The organism is Spongiactinospora sp. TRM90649 (assembly GCF_029382225.1).
In the GTDB taxonomy this organism is placed as follows: domain Bacteria; phylum Actinomycetota; class Actinomycetes; order Streptosporangiales; family Streptosporangiaceae; genus Spongiactinospora.
Map to the genome: position 1 here is coordinate 37,751 of NZ_JARLTC010000049.1, position 23,891 is coordinate 61,641.

Sequence of the window (23,891 nt, forward strand, 5' to 3'; positions counted from 1 at the left end):
CTTTTGTGGAATCAGTCGGGATATTGCCCGGTTTCGGGATTGAAAATGGTGACCTAATTACCGCGTTCCGCGATGGGTGTTGACCGGGGACGACACCTCAATCTTTGATGGTCTGTGGCCCCGCCAAGATCCTGCAGGTGGGGCTGCGCATCACGCGTTGTCGAAGAGCAATGTCTTGGTGCGTCGGATTCGGACCGATCACAGGAGAGGTTTCATGCCCCTCGAACCCCGATTTCATCGGGTCGCGGCACTGCATCGCCGTTTCGTCAACCGTGAAGGCCCGCGGGCTGTCTTCGAGGAGGAACTCGGCAAGATCGGTCATGGCCCCCGCGTCCTGAACGTCGTCGGAGTCGGCGGGATCGGCAAGTCGCGCCTGCTGCGCGAGTTCGAGCGGCATGTCAGGAGCGACTTTCTCGTGGCCACGCTGGACCTTCAGGTCCCGGCGCACCGGCAGCAGGTGGATGCCCTTGCCGTACTGCGGATGCAGCTCGGCGAGCAAGGGGTGCGCTTTGATCGCTACGACATCGCCTATGCGGTGCTGTGGCAGCGCCTGCATCCACACCTCGGGCTGAGCCGGCGCGACCTGCCCTTCGTCGAGCACAGCGAGGTACTGAGCGAGATACTTGACGGCGTCGCGAGCGTCCCGGTGTTCGCCACCGCGGTGGGGCTGGTCAAGCTCATGGATCGTGGCGTCGGCGCGAAGAGACGGCGTCGCCACCTCCGCACCGACGGCACCTTGGCCCAACTCGACCAGTTGCCGGGGGCCGACCTGGTGGACGCGGTCACGTACCTCTTCGCGGAAGACCTCCGGATCGGCTGCAAGGACACCCCCTACCTGGTCGTGGTGGACGCGTACGAGGCACTTGGCCTGCCGAGCGCCGATACCTGGCTGCGTGACCTGGTGGGGCAGCTGGACCGTGGTCTCACGGTGATAGCAAGCAGGGAACCCGTGGCCTGGCACCAAGTCGACGCGGATTGGGAGGAGGTGATCCGCGTTCTTCCGTTGGAGGGGCTTCCGATGGAGTCCCGGATGGAACTGCTGGCAGACGGCGGAGTCAGTGACCCGCAACTCCAGGAGGTCATCGCGAACGCCAGCGTGGGCGTCCCGTTCTACTTGCATCTCGCGGTCGACAGCGAGGGCAAGGGACGCGTCGTTTCACAGGACGAGATCATGCAGCGCTTCCTGCAGCATGTGGACCCAGACGAGCGTCGTTACCTTGACCTGCTCAGCGCCTCGCGGACTTTCGACTTCGAACTGTTCACCCGGCTCGCACAGGCTTTCCACCTGCCCGCCAGCCGACTCGCCTGGGAACGGCTGGTGGCCTATTCGTTCGTCTACCCGGCGTCGGACGAGCGTTTCCAACTGCACCAGCTCATGGCCAATTCCCTGTGCGTACGGCTCTCGTCCGCCATCGCTCGCGACACCCACAGCATGCTGCACGAACTGTGGAGGGACCGCGCCGAGAAGGACAACGCCACAGATGCCCTGTGCGAAGCGGTGTACCACGGACTCCACGCCGAGATGCTGTCCAGCGACCGGCTCCTGGAGTACGCCGACCGGATCACCGCATCTGGAGGGTCGCAGGGAATGGCCGTGCTCGTCTCCGATCTGACCGAGTATCTCGGCGGTCACAAGTCCGACGAGACTCTGGAGCAGACCGCTCGTTGTCTTGCCGCAGAGTCGGCCGTCCTGCTGGGCGACACCAGCAGGATCAACGATCTCACGCCTGCGGGCTCGTGGTCGCTGGCGACCATGGCCGGTGCGCGTCTAGCGGTCGCCGCAGGTCACGGGCGCCGTATCGCCGGCGACACGTCCGAAGCCCTGACCATCTACGCCAGCGTGTGGGAGGGCCGCCAAGGACCGGAACGGCACCCTGCGGGGCTGTGGAGCGCGGATCTGCATATGGCGCAGGGGAGGTTCGGGGCTGCGATCCGTCTGGCGAACGAGCTTGCCGCCACATGTCCGGCGGATGCCTATGTCCTCAGGGGCGATCTCGCTCGCCTGTTGTATCTCGCCGCACGTTTCAGCTACGACTTCCAGCATGCTGATCAGTACCTCCGTGAGGCGGAGATCTGTTACCAGCAGGCTGGGACGATCGTGGGCGCGGCACTGATCAAGACGAACAGGGCCGAACTGCTCGCCTGGACGGATCCGTTCTCCGCGATCGACGTCTCGCTCGATGCCGTGGCCGCCAATGCCGATCTGGGAGCCCTGCACGAGGTGGGCAAGGCCTACACCGCCATGGGGCACGCACACCTGGCCATCGGGCGGTTCGAGGAAGCGGAGAGCTCCCTTGATCAAGGGTGCCGGGCTCTGGAGAAGGCGGGGTACCGCTCCGGTCGGGCGAGAGCCGAGCTGGTCAAGGCCACCCTCCACGCACGGCGGGGCCATGCGGATGAGGCGGAGGCATCGGTGTCCTGGGCCGTCGACGAACTGGTCAAGGTCGAGGTCTACCCGACCCTTCTGATGGTGGCGGCGCACCTCCTCGGTGCGCTCGGCCGTACCGATGACAAGGTCAGCCGGGCGGCTGAGGAGGCGAGAACCAGGATAGAAGCGTTGGACTCGTTGGACGCGCTCGAAGCGCGATTGCAGTACCACCTGCGAGGGCTGTTGGCATGAACGATCTTTACGAAGCGGCCCTCCAGTCTCGCGGAGGCTCCAGCGGTTTCTACAACGACAACGTGCGAGTGGACACGGAAACCGGGCCCGTCGTCGTCCGTATCCCCATAGCCGGTGCCGACTCGATGGACCTTCGCCTCTGGCCCGAACAAGAGGTCCTGGCCACGCTTACTGCCCACGTAAGCCATGCGCCGCGGTTGCTGCACGTATCGCAGGATCCGCGCTTCCAGGTACATGAGTTCATCGCCGGTGACCTCATCGCGGACATCGCGCCTCGCGGGCGGCGCCTTCCGCCGGTTGTGGTGCATGACGTGGTGGAGCTGTTCGTTCAGCTCACGAGCGTTCCGCTGGCGGAACTGCCCGAGCTTCCACCATCGTGGCCGGAGGATGGGGACACGGTTGGTTTCGCGAGCCTCCTGTCCGGCATCACGCGACAGGTCTATACGACTTTTGGGGACGAGTACCGATCGCTCTTCTCGGCACTCGGCATTCCCGACGATCCGCTCGCCTCCGTCCTCGCACGCTGGCCCGATCTGACCCCACGGCCGTTCGGGCTTATCCACACTGACGTTCACCGCAAGAACATGATCCTCAGCGACGGGCGTGTCGTCTTCCTTGATTGGGAGCTCGCTTTATGGGGCGATCCTGTCTACGAGCTGGCCGTTCATTTCCACAAGATGGCGTACCAGGAGGACGAGCACGCAGCCGTACTTGGCGGATGGCTGGATGGAATGCCATCACGGTCCACCGAGGGCTGGAAGGACGATCTCGACATCTACCTCGCGCATGAGCGGGTAAAGTCATCCATTGTCGACACCGTCCGCTACACGCAGCTGATCAGGGCCGAAACCCTCGACGAAGCAGAGGAAGCGCATCTGATCCGCAAGTTGGTCGCCAAACTTCATGCTGCGGGGAGGGTCTGGCAGCATGACGCCTTGATCACGGAGGCACAGGTAGCTGCCCTCCTGCGCGAAGGAGATCCCGCCCAGCCGGACTGACCTGGCGAGCAGGAATGCGCTTACTGCAGCTTCGGCGCGTGAGTGCCATCCTTGATGCCGTCGACGAATGCTCTCCACTCGGAAGGCGCGAAGCGCAGTATCGGTCCGCCGGAGTCCTTGCTGTCGCGCACGGCCCGGCCTCCCTCGGGCAACGTCGCGATCTCGACGCAGTCAGAGCTGTTGGCTCCGCTGTACGAGCTTTTACGCCAGGTGAGTTCCTCGGACTGGGTAAGGTCCATGACTCTCGCCTCTATTGAAGTTGTTCCGCCAAACCGGCCAGATACGCCAGCGACGCATCTGCGCTCAGCGCTGATGCGCGAACGTGATCATATGCCAGCACATAGGTTCTGACTTCCTCGGGTTTCTCCAGGTACAGATCCCCTGTGATCATGCCGATGTTCACGATACTCGGATCGTCCGGCGTAGCGAACTCCAGGATCGTGAACGAGTTCTCGGCGGCAGCGTGGGCGCCGACCGTGTGCGGTATCACCTGAACGCCGATGTTCGGGCGTTCGGCCATCTTGGCGATGTGCAGTAGCTGCTGTCGCATGACGGCCACGCCTCCCACATGCTTGGTGAGTGCAGCCTCGTCAATGACGGCCCAGAGGATGGGCGGCTTCTTACCTTCAAGGATCTGCTGGCGCGCCATCCGGGCCTCGACGCGACGGCTGATCGTCTCCTCGCGCACGACCTGGCCACCGCGAAAGACGGCAGCGGCGTAGTCGGCGGTCTGCAGCAGGCCGGGGACCAGGAGCGCCTGGAAGGTGAGAATCTTCGCCGCCTCCGCTTCGAACTCGGGGACCGAGCCGAGCTCGAACACATCCTTGTACTCCTCCCACCAGCCGCGCTGCCGGGCTTCACGAGCGAGCGTGATCACCGCCTCGCGCTGGGCCTTGTCAGTCACGCCGTAGACGTCGAGAAGATCGCGCACGTCCCGGACGCTCGGGAGCTTCCACTCATTGCGCTCCATCCTGGTCAGCTTGGACGCGGTCCACTCCAGGCGGCGGGCGACCTCGTCGGCGTGGAAGCCGGCGGACTGCCGGAGCTGGCGCAGGAGCGATGAGAGACGGCGTCGGCGCACCGTCGGGCTGTAGGTCACCAATGACCTCCTTGGGGGAAAGATGGCATTTGAATGACTTTGTATTGCGCTTCTTTGCTTGCTTAAGCGTTTGTCTTGCAAATTCGCTCTGCGAGGGCAAGTATGAACCTAGCACTCGCCGGTCGCTGACAGTGAGTGTGCGATGACTGATAGTGGCACAAGCTGGCGTGCCATCCGCTCCCGAAGCCGGGAGGAGATGGAGTGATCGAGCGAAGGACGTCACCTCGGTCACGCTGCGCCCTGTATGCGCTGCGATGTTCGCGGACGCTGTGAAAACAAGATGGCCCCAGGCGCGGGCGGCCACCCGGCCTGGGGCTGGATCAGGAACTAGGAAGGGAGTTTCTGACCTCGATGACCGCCAGTATGCCCCTTCGGGCCGCGCCCGATGAAGTGCTGTTTCGCACCGGCTTCCTCACCGGCATCCTGTACGGCGACGCCGTACCCGACCGCCGTGCGGCCATTATCAAGGCCGCTGAACAGGCCGGCCTCGACCGCGAGGCGACCCCCGTCGATCTACGGGCGGTCCTCGGCCTGAACTCTCAGGACACCCACGAGGACCTCCGCGCGCTCCTCGCCCGGATCACTGCTGTCGTCGGCACTGACCCTCGTCCAGACCGCATCATGACCAAGGAAGCGCACTACGCCGTTCCTCATGACGACCGAGCCGTCGGTGAAGCGCGCCGATTCACCACTCGCATCCTGACCGCCTGGGAAGTGCATGACGAGGCGATCTACGACGTGACCCTCCTGGTCAGCGAACTTGTTACCAACGCAGTGCGGTATGGCAAGGCCCCTATCACCCTCACCCTTCACTACATCGGCAATCTGGTTCGCGTTGAGGTGACCGACAATCACCCTCATTTCCCGTCCCCTAACGTCGGGCCGCCCGACGTGGATGAGGAGCATGGCCGCGGACTACACCTGGTCGCCAAGCTCGCCGACACCTGGGGCTTTGACCCCGCCCCGAGTGGCAAGACCGCATGGTGCACCAAACGCACTGTCTCGTGACCTCTCGACCTCCGCACGTGGCATCGCTCTTGTGATCACCCTTGTGGGGCTTCCGCTCCGAGAAATGATCAGCAATCATCGAGTTGAGTGGCGCAATCATGCGAAACTCCGTACCCAGGGAGGGTGTCATGCGGCTAACGTTCTTGGGCAAGACCGGCGGATCGAACGAGGGCAACTGTCCTGCGCTCTACCGCACCGACCGAGGGACATACGTCGTACAGGGGAAGAAAGTGACCGACGCCGAGGCGCTCGCCGGTGTGCGCGACCTCGCCGCCGACGAGACGGTCGTAGAGATCCCCGCCGACGTCCTCCGGCACGCACGGGAGGAGCGGTGACACACCTGGTGGCAGGGGGGGACTTCCTCGCCTTGTTCACCCAGATGCGGTCAGGCGCGTTCCGCTTGGAGCTGCGTGACCGGTACAACGTGCCCGAGGAGCGCGCCCGCTGGGAGGCGTTCCAGGTCCGTGACTGGGCGGAACTGGACCGGCTCAACGAGTCCCAGCGTGCGACCTGGATGCGCCTGATGCGCGAGGCGACCATGACGGGACGGCACGTCCAGCGCGTCCGGGTGGTGTCGGAGCCGCCGAGCGACTACATCCGTTTCGAGCTGGCACTGAACCCGGGAAACGCCGACGCGGGTGAGGACATCAGGTATCTTCCCCGCCATGTCGCCGACGATCTGGATTTGCCGTCGGAGGACTACTGGCTGTTCGATCGTCGGCGTCTGGCGCTGATGCGCTTCGACGATGACGATGCGCTGGTCTCGACCGAGTTGATCGACGATCCCGGCACGGTGGCCAGATATAGCGAAGGACGCGATACCGCCTGGGCGGTGGCCACTCCCTTCGCTGAGTACGTCAAGAAGTGGCGCGGTGCCGAACGTCCGTGAGGCGCGTGAGGCGCTGGGAAATCGACTGCGTGAGCTGCGTACCGACGCGGGAATGAACGGTCGGCAGCTCGCGCAGTCGCTGGGCTGGCAACCCGCCAAGGTCTCCAAGATCGAGCATGGGAAGCAGACACCCACCGACGCGGAGATCAGGGCCTGGGCTGTGGCCAGTGGCGCACCCGAGCAGGCCGGCGCGCTGATATCGCAGCTCCGAAGCTTGGAACTCGCCCACGCCGAGTGGAAGCGTCATCTTCGTACGGGCACCCGAGCCAGGCAGGTCCAACTCGCGGCGATAGAAGCAGGCGCTTCGCTGCTGCGGATATTCGAGCCTGCGACGGTTCCGGGGCTTTTGCAGACCCCGGAGTACGCCAGAAGCATTTTCGCCCAGGCGATCGCCATGCACAAAATCCCGGACGACCTGGACGAAGGGGTGGAGGCGCGGATGGAGCGCCAGAAGATCCTTTATCGCCCGGGACGTAAATTCCACTTCATCGTGACCGAGGCGGCGCTGCGAAACCTGGTAGCCCCGCCGGACGTGCTGATGGGCCAGATCGAACGACTTATCGCGACGAGCACTCTCCCCAACGTGGTGGTGGGTGTCATCCCGTTCACGGCTCGCCTGCCCAAAAGCCCCGTTCACGGCTTCTGGATCTACGAAGAAACCCTTGTCATGGTTGAGACGTTTTCGGCGGAGATGTCGCTTATCCAGCCGGATGAGATCGAGCTGTACGGCCGGATCTTCGCGCTCATGCACGACGTCGCCACCTACGGCCGACCGGCGAGAGCGATCATGACCGGAGTCCTCGACGATCTTGCTGCGCAGTTCTTCCCTGAAACTAGCGAGCAAGCCTGATGCCCGTCGAGAAATCTCGCGCAATCTGCTTGATGCGCTGGTAGCGGTCTTCTTAGCGTCTGAGACAACGCTCCTGCCCCGGACACGGGCACCGCGGAGCAGCACAGTTCTGGACATCAGCGGAAGTCGGCAACGGCGTACCGCTCTCCGCCCATGAGGGCGGTGTGGTGGATTCCGCCAGGCAGAGGTGGACAAACCGCCGGAAGAAGCCCGGGCCGGAGCGGTCCGGACCCGGAAGTTGGGAGAAGCGATGGATACTGCGAGCCCGCCCCAGCCCATTTCACCACCCGGCCTGTTCGACCTGGACATCTCCCTGCTGGAGGTATCGGACCCGGCCGGCCTGGTCAACATGACCGACGACAACTGTGGTTCTACCTGCGAGAAGTCCACTTGCGTCACCGGGGCCTAGCCCGCGTCACCGATGGCCGCACGCCACTCGCCGCACGACCGCAGGTGGTGTCCGGCCACCCACCTCCCACTTCTGCATCTTCGCCAGGGGTCCGCGTGAGATCACCAGATGACAGCGAGCAGGGTTTCCGGGTAATGGGTGGAGCGCTCATCCGCGCCGCTCACCACTCCGGGCTCCCACTTCCTCCATGGCCCGACCTGGCCTGTATCGACCCGGCCCGCACGGACCCCTCCAGCGTGATCGGTTGGGTCGACTGGCTTCGCAAAGTATGGGCCACCCCCGAGGTCGCCGACACCCTCGCCCACGCCAGTCCAGCGCTGGACGAGCGCGTCCGCGCGCTGCTCGCCATGAACCGGCCCGAGGCGCGGGCGACCCGAAGGGCTGTGCTGTCCGTGGCCCGATACGTGCGGCGGATGACCGGTCGGCCGACGCCTGTGGGGCTGCTGGCAGGAGTGGCTCCTGCCACGTTCGCCGAGCAGCCGTTCGTGCGATGGGGCAGCGGGCATAGGGCTGTGGCCAGGGCCGATGCCGGCTGGCTGGCCGATGTCATCGGTTCGCTGGAGGGGTGCCCAGCGCTCCTTGAGCGTCTGGCCGTGGTCGTGAACTCCATGGCGATCGTCCGTGGGGATCGGTTGATCGTCCCCCACCAGCCCAAGGCGCCGGTGGGAGAAGGCCGTGTGGGAACGGTGGAGGTGTCGCTGCGCTACACCGACGCCGTGCGCACCGCGATTGAAGCGGCTCGAACGCCGGTCGCTTTCGGAAAGCTGGTGGCGCTCCTGGTCACCACATTCCCTGCCGTGGCTCCTGCGAAGGCGACCGAGATGCTCACCGCGTTGGTCGCGCGCCGTGCGCTGATCACCAGCCTGCACGCACCGGGCACCGAGCCGGACGCGCTGGGATGGATACTCGCCCACCTGGAAGAACTCGATGGCGCTGCGGTTCCCTCCGTCGCCCCTGTAATCGGCGACCTGCGAGAGATCCATCGGCTTTTGGACCGGCACAGTAAGGTATCCGTCCGTCAGAGCCGCGCCATCCGGGCGCATCTGAATCGGCGGATGCGTGGCCTGGCTTTCACGCACCGGCACCCGGTCGCGGTGGATCTGAGATGGGACGCGAGTATCGTTCTGCCCGCAGCCGTGGCCCGCGAGAGCGAACGTGCGGCGCGGGCACTGGCCCGGCTGAGTGCGCATCCTTTCGGCGAGCCCGCGTGGAGCGACTTCCACCGGCGGTTCTACCAGCGGTTCGGCGTCGGAGCCCTGGTCCCGTTGCTGGACGTCGTTGCCGACAGCGGCATCGGGTGGCCGGACGGCTACCCCGGTGCCCCGAACGCCACGCGCCCTGCCGCGCGATCCGGTCGCGACGAGACGCTGCTGGCCTTGGCCCAGACCGCGGCCTTGGACGGACGGTATGAGGTTGTGCTGGACGAGCCGCTGATCGCCGAACTGGAACAGGGCACTCCGGGAAAGGTGCGGCTACCCCTACACCTGGAACTGTGCGTCCGCATCCACGCCGCCGATCTGGATGCCCTGCAGCGCGGTGACTTCCGCCTGACGATGGTGTCGGTGTCCCGGGCGGCGGGAGTGGTCAGCGGGCGCTTCCTGACCGTCCTCGACCAGGCGGGACGGGCGGAACTTGTCTCCGGCCTGGCTCGTCTTCCCGGCAGCAACCCGGACACGGTATGCGCGCAGTTGACCTTCCCGCCGCTGGACCCGGCCACCGCGCACGTCGTCCGAACCTTGCGGGCTCTCCCGAGCGTGATCAGTTTCGCCGAGCATCGAGATAGCGTCACCGATCCGAACATACTGACGGCGGAAGACCTGGCGGTCGGATGTGATGGCCATCGCCTGTATCTGGCCGTCCCGGCCTGGGGAAAACGAGTTGAGGCCTGGGCACTGCATGCGCTGAACCTGCGCACCCACACACCGCCCCTCGCGCGCTTCGTCACCGAGATCAGCCGTGCGCAGTCCGTCCAGGTGACCGACTTCGACTGGGGTGCCGCCGGGCAGTTGCCGTTTCTGCCTCGCCTGCGGCACGGCCGTACGATTCTCTCCCCGGCACGGTGGCGGCTCGGCGCCGGTGAATTGCCCAGACGCACTGCCGGTTGGAAAAGCTGGGAGGCGGCTCTGGCGGAGTGGTGCGCTCGGCGTCGCTTGCCCCGGCTGGTGTACCTGGTCGTAGACGACCAACGCCTGCCCTTGGATTTGGACGATGCCGGTCACCGGGTTCTGCTGCATGAACACATGAACACCCAGCTGCTGGCGGTCCTGGAAGAGGCCCCCGATGAGCAGGCTGCCGGATGGTGCGAAGGGCGCGCGCACGAGGTCGTCGTGCCGCTGGCCGCAGCGCAGCCACCGAGGTGGCCTCGGCTGCCCCGCCCGGTCCGGCAGCGGATCGTCGGGCGCGACTACGGCTGTATGCCGGGGGCGTCCCGGGTGCTGTGCGCCGAGCTGTACGGGGAGGCCAGTCGCCAAGACACCGTCCTTGCCCAGCACCTGCCGGCTCTGCTGGCCCGGTGGGGTGATACGTGGCCCGTTTGGTGGTTTCTGCGGTTCCGCGACAGAGGCGAGTGCCGCCTGCGGTTGCGGATCATCCTGCCGACGGATACCGCCGAGTCGTTCGGCCAGGCGGCGGGCGCAGTGAGCGCATGGGCTGATGAGCTGCGCCGGGGCGGGCTGCTGCGCGACGTGGCCTACGCCACCTCCTATCCACAGACGGGACGTTGGGGCGGCGGCCACGCGCTGAACGCGGCTCAAACGGCATTCGCTGCCGATTCCGCCGCGGTGCTCACCCAGCTCGCCCTCCCCGTCCGGCCCAAAGCTCAAGCGCTTGCCGCGGCGAACTTCGTCGCTATGACGATCGCGTTCACCGGCGGCATCTCCGACGGCTTGGCGTGGCTGCTCCGTTGCATTCCCGCCACCGCGCCGGCGCCGGTGCCACGGCCGGTGTTCACCGAAGCCGTACGGCTGGCCGACCCTCATGATGACTTCTTCGCCCTGCGAGGTGTGCCCGGGGGCACCGCGATAGTGGACGCCTGGACTCAGCGCGCCGAAGCGCTTACTGCGTACCGCACGCACTTCCCCGGACCGGACACCACCGGCATCCAGGCCGACGACGCCCTCGACTCCCTCCTGCACACCCACTTTCTGCGTGCCAGTGGCATCGCCCCGAAGGACAAGTCGGTGTGCCTTTACCTGGCCAGAGCTGCCGCGCTGGCCGCGACCGCCCGTACGCAGGTCCGTCCGTGAACGTCGAACACGCCCTCCAGACCGCGGATCGCCTTGCGGTCCCGACCACCCGCGGCCTGCCCTCCGCCCACGCGTGGTGGCCGCAGTCTCTCGCACACGGCGCTCCCGGTGTCGCCTTGCTGCATATCGAGGTGGCCGCTGCCGGCCTGCGATCCTGGCAGCGCGTCCAGGACTGGCTGACCGTCACCGCGCATTCTCCGATCACGACCGGTCGAAGCACGGGCCTGTTCTACGGCGCGCCCGCCCTGGCTTTCACCCTCGCCGCGGCCGCATCCGTGCGCTCCGGCGCCTACCGCAGCGCCCTCGCCTCGCTGGATGAGCCGGTCGCCGCGGACGCGCGCCGCCGCGTAGCCGAGGCCCGTGCCCGCATCGCCGCCGGTCGCCTTCCGGCGCTGGCGGAGTTCGACACGATCCGTGGCCTGGCCGGGATCGCGGTATTGCTGCTGCGCCGGGATCCGGGCGGGCAGGCCGTACGCGCTGTCCTTGAGTACCTGGTCGATCTGACCAGGCCGGTGAGCATCGACGAGGGGAAGCTCGTGCCGGGATGGTGGACGCGCACCGGCGCGACCGGACGCCCCGATAAGGACTATCCAGAAGGGCACGGCAACGCGGGCATGGCCCACGGCATCGGCGGGCCCCTCGCAGCCCTCGCGGTCGCCGCCTTGAAGGGCGTCACCGTGCCCGGACAGGTAGAGGCCATCGAAACCGTCTGCGCTTGGCTTGACTCCTGGCGTACCGACACCGATTCCGGCCCCGCCTGGCCGTACCTGATCAGCCGCGCGCAGCTGGACGCCGGTCCCCTTCCGCCGGGCAACAACGGACCGATACGGCGCCCATCGTGGTGCTACGGCTCCGCCGGTCTGGGCCGCGCCCAGCAACTCGCGGCGCTGGCCACCGGTAACGCGACGCGCCGCCGCATGGCCGAACACGCGCTGATTCGCGCCTTCTCAGACCCGACACTCCGGGCCGCGACCACTGACGCGTCGCTGTGCCATGGATACGCCGGGCTCGCCCGCATCGCATCCCGTGCTGCCGACGACGCCGAGAAGCCCGCGGCAGCAACGCTGCGGAAGCTCGCGGCCGAGCTGCTCGGCCTGGCGCTGGCCCACCCGAACTCCGCCGAAGCCGAGCCGGTTCCCGGGGTCCTTGAGGGCGCCGCCGGTGTAGCCCTGGCCGCCCTCACGCCCACGATAGGCCCGCCCTCGACAGGTTGGGATACCTGCTTGCTGATCACCTGAACCGTCCCACCCCGGCCCCTGGAGGGGAGTCCTCGACTTCGATGGCGACAAGTGACTGGCACCAGTACATGATCGAGTTCGCCGCCTGTAGCCCAGCAGACGACACCATGGCGCGACACCTCGCCCCGGCCCTGAACCACGCGCAAGCGGTCGGCCTGCTGGACACTTGGTGGTATATCCGCAAGCCGCCCGGCTTGCGCGTCCGGTACCGGTCCCACGAGCCCGAGCTCGCGGAGGATCTGCTGGCCACGCTGGCCGCCCAGGGCCATATCAGCGGCTGGGCGCGCGGTATCTACGAACCGGAGACGCTCGCCTTCGGCGGCCCGGCCGCGATGGAAACCGCCCACGATCTGTTCCACCACGACGCCCGGCATTTCCTCACTAGGGCCGCGCGCGGTGGCTCGGCTGCGGCTCTGGGACAACGCGAGACCAGCGTCTTGCTGTTCAGCGCCATGCTGCGAGCCGCCGGCCTCGATTGGTTCGAGTATGGCGACGTCTGGGCGAAAATCGGGGAGCTGCGCCCAGCCTCGCACACGCTGACCGCGGAAAGATCTACGCGCCTGGGCCGGGCGATGCAGCGGCTGATGACCATCGACCCCCGTACGACGTCTGACCTGATCTGCACGTCGTGGATGCTCGCATTCACCATGACCGGCGGCGTCTTGCTCGACCTGGCGATGACCGGGTGCCTGCGGCGAGGGCTGCGCGCCGTACTTGCGCATCACTTCATCTTCCATGCGAACCGCGCCGGCCTCTCCGCTGCGGACCAGGCCACCCTGGCGGCGCTGGCCACAGCCACCGTCTTCCACTCCCAAGAACCGGGTTTCACCGGCAACCGCATCCAACATCAGTAAGGTGCCACCACGTGACAACTACCATGGGTGAGATCAACGATTCTGTTAGTCACCTTCGTAACAAGCTTGTCGACCTCCTACGCGGCCGCAACGCCGTCCGTAGCCCCGCCGTGGATTCCGCGATCCGCACCGTGCCCCGGCATCTGTTCGTTCCTGGCGTCCCCCTGGAAGATGCCTACGCCAACGAGGCTGTCTACACCAAACACGACGAAACCAGCGCCGCCTCCATCAGTGCCGCCTCCCAGCCGGAGATCGTCGCGATGATGTTGGAGCAACTCCAGCTCCGCCCCGGCCAGCGAGTCCTGGAACTGGGCGCGGGCACCGGCTACAACGCGGCTTTGATCGGCGCGATCGTCGGAGAAGGCGGCCATGTCATCACCATCGACATCGATCAGGACCTGGTCGACGGCGCCCGCGAGCACCTGGCCGCCGCCAGCGTAAGGAATGTTGAAGTGGTCCTGGCGGACGGCGCGCTCGGGCATCCCCCAGCGGCCCCCTACGACCGGTTGATCGCCACCGTGGGCGCCTTCGAAACCCCCACCAGCTGGCTGGAGCAGCTCGCCCCAGGGGGCCGCCTCGTCGTTCCGCTACGCCTCGCGGGAGCCGTCTCCCGCAGCATCATCCTTGAGCGAGACGCCAACGGATGGGCTGACCGCGGCAGCGAAATGGCCGTTTTCATGCCCCTGCGCGGCATCGGCGACGACGCTCGCCGCACCATCGACCTCACCGGAACCGGTGAGGTGACCTTGCAAGCCCACAAGGACAACCACGAATGTGAACAGGCCGCGCTCGCCGGGATTCTGAACAGTACTCGCCACGAGACATGGACCGGTGTGCTGTTCGGATCCGGGGTCTCCTTCGAATGGCTTGACCTGTGGCTGGCATGCCGCCTGGACAACCCCATCATGCGGATGAACGTCGAGCCCGCCGCCAAGGAACGTGGCCTGGTCTCTCCCATGTTCCCCACCGTCGCCATGGCCACCGCAACGAGCAACAGCCTGGCCTACCTCACTATCCGAACCGCACCATCGGCCGCCGATGGCGGCAAACAGTTCGAGGTCGGCGTCATCGGCCACGGCTCAGCCGGACCGGACCTCGCCGAGCGCGTCCGAAGCGACATCGTCACCTGGGCCCAAGACTCCCGCACCCGCAGCGTCCGCTTCGCCCTTCCCGACACGCCACCCGCAGCAGACCCCGATCACGGCCGGTTCGTCCTGCATCGCCCCCACCGCCCGATCACCGTGACCTGGGAATGACCATGCTGGATCCCACCGGCCCGATCGCACGCCAGTTCCCCCTCATCGCACGCACCCGCCCCGCCTGCACACCGCTGCCACAGCGGGTGGCCGATCTGACCGACCGCGCCCGCGCGGTCGGTCAGGCCGGAGACATGGCGGGGGCCGCCGCCGTGTGCAACCTGGCCGCGCTCCTCGCCTCCGACCTTGGCCTACCCGACCTCGCCCGCCGCTGGTGTCTTCGCCAGTCGAACGTCTATCTGAGCGCCCGCCCTCTGGGCACACAGGCCGCGCGCCACGCTCTCGAACCCCTCATCAACATCGCCCGTCTCCACATGCGCGCCGGCGATGGCGAGCGCGCCTTCAACTTCCTCGACGCGATGTATACGGCCATCTGCAACCGCACCGACACCATAATCGACGGAATAGACATTCCTGGCGCCACCCTGTCCATCACCAACGAGGACCATCAGGACCTGCGGCGATGGCTCTGGGCCAATACGCTGGCCGCCGGTGCGCGCGCCCTGGCCATCGCCGGACGCTGGGAAGAGGCGCACACCCAACTCCGCCGCTACAAGGGCATCGGCCGACGCATGCTCGATGGTCGCCAAGTCGCCATCCTCGCCCACGCCACCTCCGGCGACACCACGGGCGCCCTCGCCCTTTTGGACGACACCCAACCCGGCGAGCCTTGGGAAAACGCCGTCACCGCCTGCCTGAGCGCACTTTGCCGCGGTTGTACCGGCCAGCTCGGTGATCAGAACTCCACCCTCTTGATCGACCGCTACCAGCTACTTCCCCCCATTCCCGGTCTGGACGTTTTCCATACCCGGCTCGGCCTGACCATCATCGACACGCTTGGCGGCACAACCAGCCCATCGGCTCGCCAGATCGCTCTCGACCTCATCGATCACACCATCGCAGCCAGCGACGGATACACAGCGCGAGAACTGCTCTCCCACACGGACTGTGCCAGTCTCCTCACCCCCTCCCAAAGTCGCGACCTCACCGCAGTAGTAATCGCATGCGCGCTCGGCACGCACGACCTGCCCGCCGACCTGCGTACCGATCTCGAAACCGCGCTCGCCACCAGCGAAACCGAACTCACCCGCGCGCTCACACCCCTCGGAGGTGCATGACGACGGCACAATCGGATGCGTCGACTTCGAGTTCGCCGACCGCAGCGACCCCGCCTTCGACGCCGCGGACCTGATCGAGCACATCAGCTCCAGAAGCGTCAGCGACGAGACCTGGGAAGCCCTCGTGTCAGAACTCGGAGTCGAGACGCGTCGATAACGCTTCCACGCGGCCCAACGCACTACCGCCCTCCGGTGGTCGGCCGTCCTCTGGAAACAACGTCATCAGCGAGTAGCGGAATTCGCCGCCCAGCTCGCACGGATCCGCATCGTAGGGGTGGGCGACCATTGCGGGACCTGGTGAGCAGGAAGGTAACCGTCATCGAGCACCGGTCCGTATTTCCGGTCGCAATGCCGCCTGGCAAATCTCACCAATCCAGTCGCCTGTCATGAGCACCCATGGAGCGTTGATATTCGAATTGCCCGGTTGCGGGCCCGCACCGCCCCGAGGGGTGTGATCTGCAAGGCTCCGCGAACACGAGGGAGGAACTGTGAGGGTATGCCTCAAGATCCGGATCGAGGCTGACCTGCCCCCTTGTCGATCGCCGGCCTCGTAAGCGCGTCGGCGAGCGCCACGATGCTCCCCTTGATCGCAGGCCCGTCGGTGAAGAAGTAGTCGGCCATGGTGTTGTGCGCGTCCTGGTTGCCGGCGACGGCCTCAGCGACGGCGGACTGGAAGTCCTGCGACTCCATGAACTGCTTCTTCGAGTTCACCCGGGTCTGCTGGACCAGGTTCGGGTCGGCGAGCAGTCGCTGCACGAGCCCCGATCAGCGCGACCTGGGAAGCGATCTTCCGGCCCTCCGCTTCGTCACAGGTGAGAGGCACTCGTGAACACCCCTGCAGGAGCCGTTCTTGAGATTGCCGAATCGCGGCGTGCGTCGTGGGCCGAGCAGCGCGAGTCTCTCCAGCTCATGTGGCCCGCTCGACGGGCGTAATGAAGGGGTGCTCTGACAACGCCTTGTGGACCTCGGACCGCCATCCGTCCTCGAGGTCGCCAACTCGAAGGAACATGTCGGCGACGACGTTGAGGAACCGTCGTTCGTCAGTGAGCGGGATGTCTGGAGCGGGATGCGGCCTATGCTGCTCGACGGCACAAGGTCCAGCCGGAACGAGGTCGAGCACGAGGTCGAGGGTGCAGGCTCGCACGCCCCGCTTTGCATGGTCGGTCTCGTTCTCGCTGTGCACCATCTCGCAGCCCACCGCGCGCAGGCCAGCGCTTTGCAGCGCGCCGAAGACGGCGATCCAGGCGCGTGGGCTTCGGTTGGCGTAGCTGAAGACGAGATGTCCGTCCGGTCGAAGTGTACGTCCAGCCTCTTTGAAGATGCGGCCGAGCAGCGCCTCGTAGGCGCCGGCGTCGACGAGTTGGCCGGTGGCGCTATTAACCACGGCTTCGCCGGTGAGTGCCTCGTTGGTGAGCTTCTCGTTCGCGAGACGAGCCCACGCGCGTAAGGGGCCAGACAATTCTGCGTACTGCACGTCGTCGTGGTACGGCGGATCGGTCAGAACCAGATGCACGGATTCCGATGGTAGGACAATCTGCTCGCTGCTGCCTTCGACAACGCGTACGTCCCACTCGTTCATGGCGGTGGCCGGTGTACTGCTGGTGAGCGGGCCTTGGACGAGCAGCTCACGGCCTGTCTTCTCATGCAACCAGTTCGCGGACTTGACGAGCTGGTTGAGGCGTCGCAAGACGGTTCCGCGTCCGCGGCCAACGCCGCCCCAAACGTTCGGCTCGACAGCCAGGGTCGTAAGGTTGAATCGATGACCTGCCATTGATTCGAAGCTCTTGAGGTAGAACCGGTCCCAGCGGGACAGGTGCCCGGCCATCTCGGCGCTACCAACGACGGCCAGTTCCGCCGCGCGTAGGACCGAAGGATCTGTCGAACAACGGCTTGCCAGATCGAGCATGCGCTCGAGCATGTGGCGCTGCCGGTTGGGGTACAGGTCCTGCCAGCGCTGGAAGCCGTGACGGATGAGTACGTTCGTTTCTTGGCCTGGCGGGATCGCTCCCAGATCGTGAGCTGGCTGCCATCCACCCGAGTCGGCCCGCTCGCGTTCGGCCTCGGTAGGGATGTCGATCTCACGCGCGGTGCGGCTGGACCTATCGACGAGGACGATCTCCCATTGCCAGGTCTCAGCGCGATCGGCGAGGCGATCGGTTTTGCCGCATTCGCAGGTGATCGTCCGCATCGGGGTATAGGTGGCGGTCGGCTCGACAAGGACATGGCAGGTCGGGCAGCGTCGACGTTTGTCGGAATTGGCTGAGAAGAGGTGACCACGCCGACAGGCCATCCACGCTTGGGGGTTTCCGCTCTCTTTGCGGTTTCGCAGCGACACAAGCGCGTGGGGGAACATGCGTGCGCGCTGACCGCAGCCCGTGCACTCGCCCGTTGCCACTCGGATTGTGTGGGAGACGACGCCTCTGTTCCCGTCGATGAGAGTGGTGCCATAGGCGGCCTCGACCTCGGTGCGGATCCACTGCTCGATCGTCGATGCCGCCTCGCGGAGTTTGTCCGGTGCGGGAAGCCCAAGCATTGCGGTGAGTCCGGCGGCTGGCCAGGGGTTCAGGTCCTGGGCGTACACCTGGTGGCCTCGCGCGACGGCTGCGAGCGGGATGACGCCGCCTCCAGCGAACATATCGGCCACGAGAAGCCGGCCAGGCGTTATTGCGTTGAACGCGTCGATGAGGGCACCGTTGACGGCGCTCGTCCGCCGAGCCCACCAGCGGTAGGTACTGACCGGCGGAAGGTGAACCTCTCGATTGCGGCTCTCGGCTCGAGCTTCCTCGCTGACCTTGAGGTAGTCGAGTCTGCCGAGCGGGCTGCGAAGTGGTTCAGGCTGCGAGGACGACGGGACCGAGAGTTGTGGGTCGGTCGTCGGGATCGTCATCGCGGTCATGATTATCCTATGTTCGCTCACTGAACCGTCCAGGGCGTTCGTATCACGGACATGCGGGGAGGTGTGTCGTACACCCGAACGACCGATCATGTTACGGTGCCGTTCGTCCAATCGGGAGTCGCCCTTACGGACCACCAGTTCGGCCCGGTTCGTTCGGTTTCCTGAGCGGAAGACCGGGCCGCAGGCTCTGGGCACTGATGGTGATCCGACATGACGCCCAGCGGCCTCGAAGCTGGCCTCGGCCGAGTGGTGGGTCTGCGGGCAGCGCCTCGGCGAAATCGCTGTGGGTGAGCCAGCCGACAACCTGCATTACCGGTTCGGTGATGGTGGGATCACGTTCCCGCCGAGTAACCACCAGCGACCAGCGCGGATCGCGCTCGGCGACAGCGGCCTCATTCCGGCTGATGAAGAACTCCACCCAGCCTGGTGGCGCCGAGGTCGCCTTGACCTCGAGCCGGTGACGCTGGCCGGTGGCATCGGGACTGGCGATGTCATAGCCCAGGGTGTCGTCAATCAAGCTGACCTGGGCCACATCGGCGAGCATGTGCTGCATACCAGCGCTGCGTAGATGGGTGCGGCATGCCTCAAGTACCGCCTGCTCACCTTCGTCCCCGAATTCCTGCAGCACCTGAAGATCAATTTTCCTGGCGGCGGCAAGAAGCAACGCATCGCGTTCGCGCACGTCTTCAAAGGTCGAGGCAAGCGCGGTGGCCACGTCGTACGGCACCAGCTCCCAGCGGACCTCGTCGGTCGTCGCCATCTGTGCTAGCCACGCCTCGCGCTGGTCGGTAAGGATCTTGAAAAGCAGGGCCTCGACGAACGTGTCCACCGGCAATAGGGCCATGGCCAGCAGGTCGTCGGACGGCACGACGAGGTGTTGCTGGGTCGCGAGCAGGCCTGCGCGGGCGAGCAGGCGTTCGCCCTCGGCGAGACTGCGGTGATCGTGCAGCGCGCCTGTTGCAAGGCTTCGGTAGCTCCGGTCGAGGGCGTGTCGGAGCTCGCCGTCCCGCTTAAGTAATCGAGCTACATAGAACGCCGCCTGGAGGTGCCGGTGACTCGGATGGACCGGGAGCGGCTCGGGCAGCACAGCTGTTCACTTGTCCTGGCCGTCGATATGGGCAAGTAACGCGGCCATGTCTGCATCGGTCTCGATCGGGGCTCCGTAGTCCTCGTCGTCAGGCAGCGACATCCGTACAAGCTCCTTGTCGTCCAGAGCTCGAGCAAGGTTGGTGGCCTTGTCCCGGATTCGAGTGTCAACGACCTGATCGATGGTGTCATCTGTGATCATGAAAAGCAACGTAGTGCGCTGGTCGGGATCCATGCCGAGCCGGTGGATGCGGTCGATGCTTTGTAAGTAGTGGCCAGCGTTGAAGGTTCTGTCGAAGTAGACCGCGTCATGGCATTCGTGGTGAAGGCTGACGCCCTCGCTCATCGCCGCGGGATTGGCGAGCAGGACCTTGCAGTCGTCGTCCTTGCGGAAGCGCCGCAGCTCCGACTCCCGGGTGATCGCCGCAGTGGGCGCGCTTGTGACGGACGGAACCCCGCCGTGGATCATGGCGGGCTGGTACTCGGCCAGCCACCGTTTCAAACCTTCGAGGTTGGAAACGAAGTTCGACCACACCAGCGTCTTGCGGGGACCGGCCGGATCAGCGACGTTCTGAGCGATGATCTCCCGTAGGCGGGTGAACTTGGGGGGCGTCTCATAGCGGCTGTAGCCGACGATCATTTCCCACAATCGGCTCCCAGGTTTGACGGGCAACGGTGGATGGGCGAACTCCCCCGGCAGGTCGCGTGACCCGACCGCAAGCAGCTGGGGGTTGCTCGCGGCCTCGAGCAGGTACATGACGATCGTGCCCATGCGGGCCAGTTCAACGCGGTCATTCATCGAGACGCGCAGCATGCCTGCATAGCGATCGCGGAGACTCAAATAGATCTCCCGCTGCAGGCCACTCAACGGGACTACGACCGGCCTGCGAGTGGGCCGAGGCAGCTCCAGCTCCCCCTTCGTGGTGCGCACGAAGAGCGGCTGTAGGGCTCGGTTGATTGCGTGGAGTATTTCCGGTTGGGGGTTCGTCGTCATCACCTCGGCCGGGAGGATCCGCCGTGACTGCCCTGGCCATAAAAACTCATATAGGGCGACGAAGTCCTGGGCCGACTGCGGAGCGGGCGTCCCCGTCAGGATGTCCCGCCGTGACGCCGAAAACGCAAGGTCGAGACACGCGCTACCGTGCTGGCCGATGCGGCCCGCCTTCATCCGGTGCGCTTCATCAAGCAGCACCAAGGTCGGCCGTCTGCGGACCCACCTCGTAAGCTCGCTGAGGTACGCCGCCAAACGGTGGTAGTTGACCAGCAGGACCTCAGCGTCCTGACTGCCCGGCGTCCCGAACACCCTGATGACTGGGGCCATCCCCGGCTTGAAGCACTCCCCGATCTCCGTCTCCCATGCGTCGAACGCCGACAGCGGCGCAACGACCAGGAGCTGATCGACTCTCTCAGCGCGGCGCTCCGCCTCATACACGGCGTATGCCACGGATGTCTTGCCGGCGCCGGGTACGGAGAAGTTTGCGCCGTGCGCCAGACCGAGCAGTTTGGCCGCGTCGCGAAGTTGGAATGGCTTGAGCTGCCTGGCGAAGCGGCTGCCGTTGAGGCGGCGTTGCACGTCGTCGGGGGTCATCGGTGTGTTGACCTCGCGGCGTGCGTGTTCGAGCTGCCTGCGTTCAAGCTTGATCGTGGTAATGATCGCCTCGGCGGCAGGCTCCCACGCGATATTGACGTTATAGCGGTTGCAGGCTGGGCCCAGCCAGCCGATGTTCTCGCGAAATCGTTCGAGCGGTACCCGGATAGACCGGGCTGGGTCGCCGTCGTAGCCCCACTCGACGCGCAGCTGGCCCCAGAACACGGCTGGGACGGCACCGACCTTCTGGGCGAGGACCACGTTCGCCGTCGGGTCGAAGTCGAGCGAGATAGCAGGTCCGTCGGTCACAGTCGATTCTCCGCAGCGGCGAACCCACGTTCTGACAGGTAGCGCAGCAGTTCATCGTGCGAGCGCAGGTAGGCGTCGAGGGCGCGCTCGAGCGCCATCGGCTCCGGCTGATCGCCGTCGTCCTCAAGCTCGTCGTACGCCCGGCGTACTCGGTCACACGCAGCGCCAGCGGCGTTCAGCTGACGCCGCGGAAGGTCGCGGGCGTCCTGGCCCTGATCGTCCTGCGCCTTGCTGTCCGCCGCTGTCTGCATCGCAGCCTTGACCGCGTCGAAGAACGTATTCTTCGGCAGCCTCGTGGTGCCCTCAGCGGTCGGCATCTCCACTTCGGCGTCCCAGTCAGTGTCGCCGTTGACCTTGCCGTGGCGGACGAGCACGTCGAACAGCGGCTGCAGGGTGACCTCCCCGGGTTGATCAACAGGCGGGTCCTCATTGAGGTCATCGAGGAGGGAAAGCCCTCCTAGGTCTGCGCGAGGGGCCTCCTGTTGTCCAATCGCCAGGGCCTTCGCGGCAGGCCGCAAGTTCGGCTCTTCCTCAAGCGCCTGGAGCACGTAACTATCCAGATACGACTCATCGATGCGCCTTACTCGGCGGTAGTCCATCCCGGCGAGGAGGCCGACGAGTTTCGCCTGCTTGACACGGCGCGCTGCATCCGGGCCTTTGCGTGCGACCATCCTCCGGTAGGTCTCATCGATCTCGATCAAGTTCTGCCGGTCGTCGTCGAAGTCGGGCCAACACAGAGCTCCACTGCTTGCGGCGATCAGTTCCTCGATGATTTGCCGAAGTCGGTCCTCGCCCTCCACTTCTTCGGCGGCTGCACGTCGATCCTTCGCAGATGTCGGATCGTAGTGTGGCTTCATCTGCACGCCGATTTCGTCCGGCTTTAGGTTGGAGTCCAGCAGATCCTTGATGAACAGTAACTGATTTGTGAACGAGTAGGGCTGCTGGTAGTTCCGCCGCATCTGGAAATTGAACTCCAGCTGCATGATCTCGATGCTGTCGGCGTTATCCGGCAGGACCTGGACCTTGATGAACGCGAAGGAACTCTCGTGCGGTACCTCCTCGTGCAGGTCTCGCAAGGCAACCGCTCTAGTGTTTGCGTTGACCAGCACACCCTCGTGCGTGATAAGCCCCGGCTCGCGCTGCTTTTCATGACGGATCATGGCCTTGACCTCGGCGTACCCGCTGGTTTGCCGAATGAGGTCGGCCAGTAGTTGTTGCGCTTCCTCACTGTCCGGCTTGGTCTCGATGATGGCGCCGTCGGCCCCGAGACCCTCGACCTGGGCGCGTACCCGGTGCGTCCGGTGGTTGAGTAGGACATCACCCACCGGGACGGTGACCACGGGCAGCATGATGTTATCCCCGCGCCATTCGAACGGTCTGCGTTCAGTCTGCTCCGTGACCGCCGCCTTAGCCGCCGCAATGACCCCGCGCCGCGCCTGCTGGGTCAGCGAACTCATGGGCGGGCCTCCGATGGACCGTCAACCGATGCGGTGGACTGTGTGCCGCGATTCTGCTCGACCGGTACAAGGCTTTCGCTCTGGGCAACCATGCCGCTGAGCGCGTCCGCAAGCTCAGGGACTGTCCGCTCTGTATAAATCCGTCCATGAAACGGACGAGCGAGTTCAGCCGTGGTGTTCCGTTCCGCCCACCCCGGTCCTACCAACACCACACTGCAGGCGATGCCGAGGCGCGCCGGAAGGGTGCCCAGCCTGGCTCCGCTCTTCCTTGCCGTTCCGCCGTCCCGTGCGACCGAGACGGCGACCGCGTGGGTCAGTGCCGGAGAATGCACCAGCACGGCGAGTTGCCCGCCCTCGTTACGTCCGTCCTCCGCAGCAGCAGTCGGGTTGGCTCCCACCCGCGTCAACAGCTCCCGTGACGCCGCGTTCATGGCAAGCCGGTGATAGGGCACCGACCGCTTGTCAAGCAGCTCGCATAGAGAGGTCGTTACCGCAGCTTGCACCTTCTTGCCCGTGCTGCTCCTGTGGGCGACCCATGCACTGCCAACTGCTCGCTGGGTCAGCAGAAGCTCATACGGGACACCGTGGGCCCTCATCTGCTCAACCAATGCCCACCCGCGCTGCCGCTCAGGCTCGTCGTCGATCTCGGGTAGCAGGTGTTCAACCGGCCGGGCTGGCTGGGCGGCCGGACTGGTTGCCGTCACTTGGCCGGTGATGACTGCGTCGATGACGTCAAAGACCGCCTTCAACTGGTCGTTCTTCCACTTGCCACGTAGGTCGGTGGGAACCGACGTATCGCGGACCCTGGCGCGTAAATCCCGGTAGGACAAGCCGGCCGCTGCGCAGAGCGCGGTCACGACGTTGCGGTCGTCCTGTTGTGCAGCCATGACGGCGGCTAGTGCCGCGTCACCGAACCTTGCTAGGTCATTGATCGTTGGTGGGTGAGCACGCCAGCCTTGTCCCGGAGTAGT

At 65.6% G+C, this 23,891-nt stretch carries 22 protein-coding genes; 13 read left to right on the forward strand and 9 right to left on the reverse strand.

All coding sequences use genetic code 11. The annotated features are described in order from the left end of the window. Window positions 1-97 precede the first annotated feature (97 nt). The gene (locus P3X83_RS40010; protein WP_277310631.1) at window positions 98-499 is read right to left on the reverse strand and encodes a hypothetical protein; all 402 of its coding nucleotides are present in this window, start codon (window positions 497-499) and stop codon (window positions 98-100) included. On the opposite strand from P3X83_RS40010, the gene P3X83_RS40015 reads away from it, so the two are divergent. Further along, window positions 482-2,620: a hypothetical protein gene (locus P3X83_RS40015; RefSeq protein ID WP_277310632.1), complete on the forward strand. Its 2,139-nt coding sequence runs from the start codon at window positions 482-484 to the stop codon at window positions 2,618-2,620. The two genes, P3X83_RS40010 and P3X83_RS40015, sit on opposite strands and share 18 nt — an antisense overlap. Next, window positions 2,617-3,618: an aminoglycoside phosphotransferase family protein gene (locus P3X83_RS40020; RefSeq protein ID WP_277310633.1), complete on the forward strand. Its 1,002-nt coding sequence runs from the start codon at window positions 2,617-2,619 to the stop codon at window positions 3,616-3,618. The genes P3X83_RS40015 and P3X83_RS40020 overlap by 4 nt, the downstream gene beginning before the upstream one ends. 20 nt (window positions 3,619-3,638) lie before the next feature. Here P3X83_RS40020 and P3X83_RS40025 read toward each other — a convergent pair whose 3' ends face one another. Then, a complete protein-coding gene (locus P3X83_RS40025; protein WP_277310634.1) occupies window positions 3,639-3,857 on the reverse strand; it encodes a DUF397 domain-containing protein in 219 nt (72 codons plus the stop codon). Between the two features lie 11 nt (window positions 3,858-3,868). Next, entirely contained in the window at window positions 3,869-4,717 is an 849-nt protein-coding gene (locus P3X83_RS40030) for a helix-turn-helix transcriptional regulator (protein WP_277310635.1), read from the reverse strand. A 351-nt stretch (window positions 4,718-5,068) separates the two neighbouring features. On the opposite strand from P3X83_RS40030, the gene P3X83_RS40035 reads away from it, so the two are divergent. The 11 genes from P3X83_RS40035 (at window position 5,069) to P3X83_RS40085 (ending at window position 15,741) form a co-directional block, all read left to right on the forward strand. Continuing rightward, window positions 5,069-5,725, forward strand: a complete 657-nt coding sequence (locus tag P3X83_RS40035) for an ATP-binding protein (protein WP_277310636.1) — start codon at window positions 5,069-5,071, stop codon at window positions 5,723-5,725. Between the two features lie 128 nt (window positions 5,726-5,853). After that, window positions 5,854-6,060 (forward strand): hypothetical protein, encoded by a 207-nt coding sequence (locus P3X83_RS40040; protein WP_277310637.1) that lies wholly within the window; start codon window positions 5,854-5,856, stop codon window positions 6,058-6,060. 8 nt (window positions 6,061-6,068) lie between these two features. Next, a complete protein-coding gene (locus tag P3X83_RS40045) occupies window positions 6,069-6,614 on the forward strand; it encodes a DUF6879 family protein (RefSeq protein ID WP_346742789.1) in 546 nt (181 codons plus the stop codon). Next, window positions 6,598-7,464, forward strand: coding sequence for a helix-turn-helix transcriptional regulator (locus P3X83_RS40050; RefSeq protein ID WP_277310639.1), 867 nt, complete (start codon window positions 6,598-6,600; stop codon window positions 7,462-7,464). Before P3X83_RS40045 ends, P3X83_RS40050 begins: the two co-directional genes overlap by 17 nt. Window positions 7,465-7,714: 250 nt before the next feature. Beyond that, a complete protein-coding gene (locus P3X83_RS40055; protein WP_277310640.1) occupies window positions 7,715-7,873 on the forward strand; it encodes an FxLD family lanthipeptide in 159 nt (52 codons plus the stop codon). A gap of 236 nt (window positions 7,874-8,109) precedes the next feature. Beyond that, window positions 8,110-11,118 carry a lantibiotic dehydratase gene (locus P3X83_RS40060; protein WP_277310641.1) on the forward strand — a complete coding sequence of 1,003 codons (3,009 nt, stop codon included), beginning with the start codon at window positions 8,110-8,112 and terminating at the stop codon, window positions 11,116-11,118. After that, window positions 11,115-12,356 (forward strand): lanthionine synthetase C family protein, encoded by a 1,242-nt coding sequence (locus tag P3X83_RS40065; RefSeq protein WP_277310642.1) that lies wholly within the window; start codon window positions 11,115-11,117, stop codon window positions 12,354-12,356. The genes P3X83_RS40060 and P3X83_RS40065 overlap by 4 nt, the downstream gene beginning before the upstream one ends. A 68-nt stretch (window positions 12,357-12,424) precedes the next feature. Further along, window positions 12,425-13,210 carry a thiopeptide-type bacteriocin biosynthesis protein gene (locus tag P3X83_RS40070; protein WP_277310643.1) on the forward strand — a complete coding sequence of 262 codons (786 nt, stop codon included), beginning with the start codon at window positions 12,425-12,427 and terminating at the stop codon, window positions 13,208-13,210. Between the two features lie 23 nt (window positions 13,211-13,233). Further along, window positions 13,234-14,466: a methyltransferase, FxLD system gene (gene fxlM, locus P3X83_RS40075; RefSeq protein WP_277310644.1), complete on the forward strand. Its 1,233-nt coding sequence runs from the start codon at window positions 13,234-13,236 to the stop codon at window positions 14,464-14,466. A gap of 2 nt (window positions 14,467-14,468) precedes the next feature. Further along, a complete protein-coding gene (locus P3X83_RS40080) occupies window positions 14,469-15,584 on the forward strand; it encodes a hypothetical protein (protein ID WP_277310646.1) in 1,116 nt (371 codons plus the stop codon). Next, window positions 15,577-15,741 carry a phosphotransferase gene (locus tag P3X83_RS40085; protein WP_277310647.1) on the forward strand — a complete coding sequence of 55 codons (165 nt, stop codon included), beginning with the start codon at window positions 15,577-15,579 and terminating at the stop codon, window positions 15,739-15,741. Before P3X83_RS40080 ends, P3X83_RS40085 begins: the two co-directional genes overlap by 8 nt. A gap of 344 nt (window positions 15,742-16,085) precedes the next feature. Here P3X83_RS40085 and P3X83_RS40090 read toward each other — a convergent pair whose 3' ends face one another. The 6 genes from P3X83_RS40090 to P3X83_RS40115 all read right to left on the reverse strand — a co-directional run. Further along, entirely contained in the window at window positions 16,086-16,340 is a 255-nt protein-coding gene (locus P3X83_RS40090; protein WP_277310648.1) for a hypothetical protein, read from the reverse strand. Window positions 16,341-16,491: 151 nt separating this feature from the next. After that, on the reverse strand, window positions 16,492-18,480 hold the full coding sequence (locus P3X83_RS40095) for a hypothetical protein (RefSeq protein WP_277310649.1): 1,989 nt from the start codon (window positions 18,478-18,480) through the stop codon (window positions 16,492-16,494). A 124-nt stretch (window positions 18,481-18,604) separates the two neighbouring features. Beyond that, entirely contained in the window at window positions 18,605-19,567 is a 963-nt protein-coding gene (locus tag P3X83_RS40100; RefSeq protein WP_277310650.1) for a DUF3883 domain-containing protein, read from the reverse strand. A 6-nt stretch (window positions 19,568-19,573) separates the two neighbouring features. Beyond that, a complete protein-coding gene (locus P3X83_RS40105; protein ID WP_277310651.1) occupies window positions 19,574-21,463 on the reverse strand; it encodes a DEAD/DEAH box helicase in 1,890 nt (629 codons plus the stop codon). After that, window positions 21,460-22,920, reverse strand: a complete 1,461-nt coding sequence (locus P3X83_RS40110; RefSeq protein WP_277310652.1) for a hypothetical protein — start codon at window positions 22,918-22,920, stop codon at window positions 21,460-21,462. The genes P3X83_RS40105 and P3X83_RS40110 overlap by 4 nt, the downstream gene beginning before the upstream one ends. Next, window positions 22,917-23,891: hypothetical protein (locus tag P3X83_RS40115; RefSeq protein ID WP_277310653.1), on the reverse strand; the 975-nt coding region annotated here is incomplete at its 5' end. The genes P3X83_RS40110 and P3X83_RS40115, both read right to left, overlap by 4 nt.

What these genes read in the sequence shown, in the direction of transcription:
- P3X83_RS40015 (WP_277310632.1), top strand. Translation starts at nt 482, where the DNA reads ATGCAGCTCGGCGAGCAAGGGGTGCGCTTTGATCGCTACGACATCGCC.
- P3X83_RS40020 (WP_277310633.1), top strand. Translation starts at nt 2,617, where the DNA reads ATGAACGATCTTTACGAAGCGGCCCTCCAGTCTCGCGGAGGCTCCAGC.
- P3X83_RS40025 (WP_277310634.1), bottom strand. Translation starts at nt 3,857, where the DNA reads ATGGACCTTACCCAGTCCGAGGAACTCACCTGGCGTAAAAGCTCGTAC.
- P3X83_RS40035 (WP_277310636.1), top strand. Translation starts at nt 5,069, where the DNA reads ATGACCGCCAGTATGCCCCTTCGGGCCGCGCCCGATGAAGTGCTGTTT.
- P3X83_RS40040 (WP_277310637.1), top strand. Translation starts at nt 5,854, where the DNA reads ATGCGGCTAACGTTCTTGGGCAAGACCGGCGGATCGAACGAGGGCAAC.
- P3X83_RS40055 (WP_277310640.1), top strand. Translation starts at nt 7,715, where the DNA reads ATGGATACTGCGAGCCCGCCCCAGCCCATTTCACCACCCGGCCTGTTC.
- P3X83_RS40070 (WP_277310643.1), top strand. Translation starts at nt 12,425, where the DNA reads ATGATCGAGTTCGCCGCCTGTAGCCCAGCAGACGACACCATGGCGCGA.
- fxlM (WP_277310644.1), top strand. Translation starts at nt 13,234, where the DNA reads ATGGGTGAGATCAACGATTCTGTTAGTCACCTTCGTAACAAGCTTGTC.
- P3X83_RS40080 (WP_277310646.1), top strand. Translation starts at nt 14,469, where the DNA reads ATGCTGGATCCCACCGGCCCGATCGCACGCCAGTTCCCCCTCATCGCA.
- P3X83_RS40095 (WP_277310649.1), bottom strand. Translation starts at nt 18,480, where the DNA reads ATGACCGCGATGACGATCCCGACGACCGACCCACAACTCTCGGTCCCG.
- P3X83_RS40110 (WP_277310652.1), bottom strand. Translation starts at nt 22,920, where the DNA reads ATGAGTTCGCTGACCCAGCAGGCGCGGCGCGGGGTCATTGCGGCGGCT.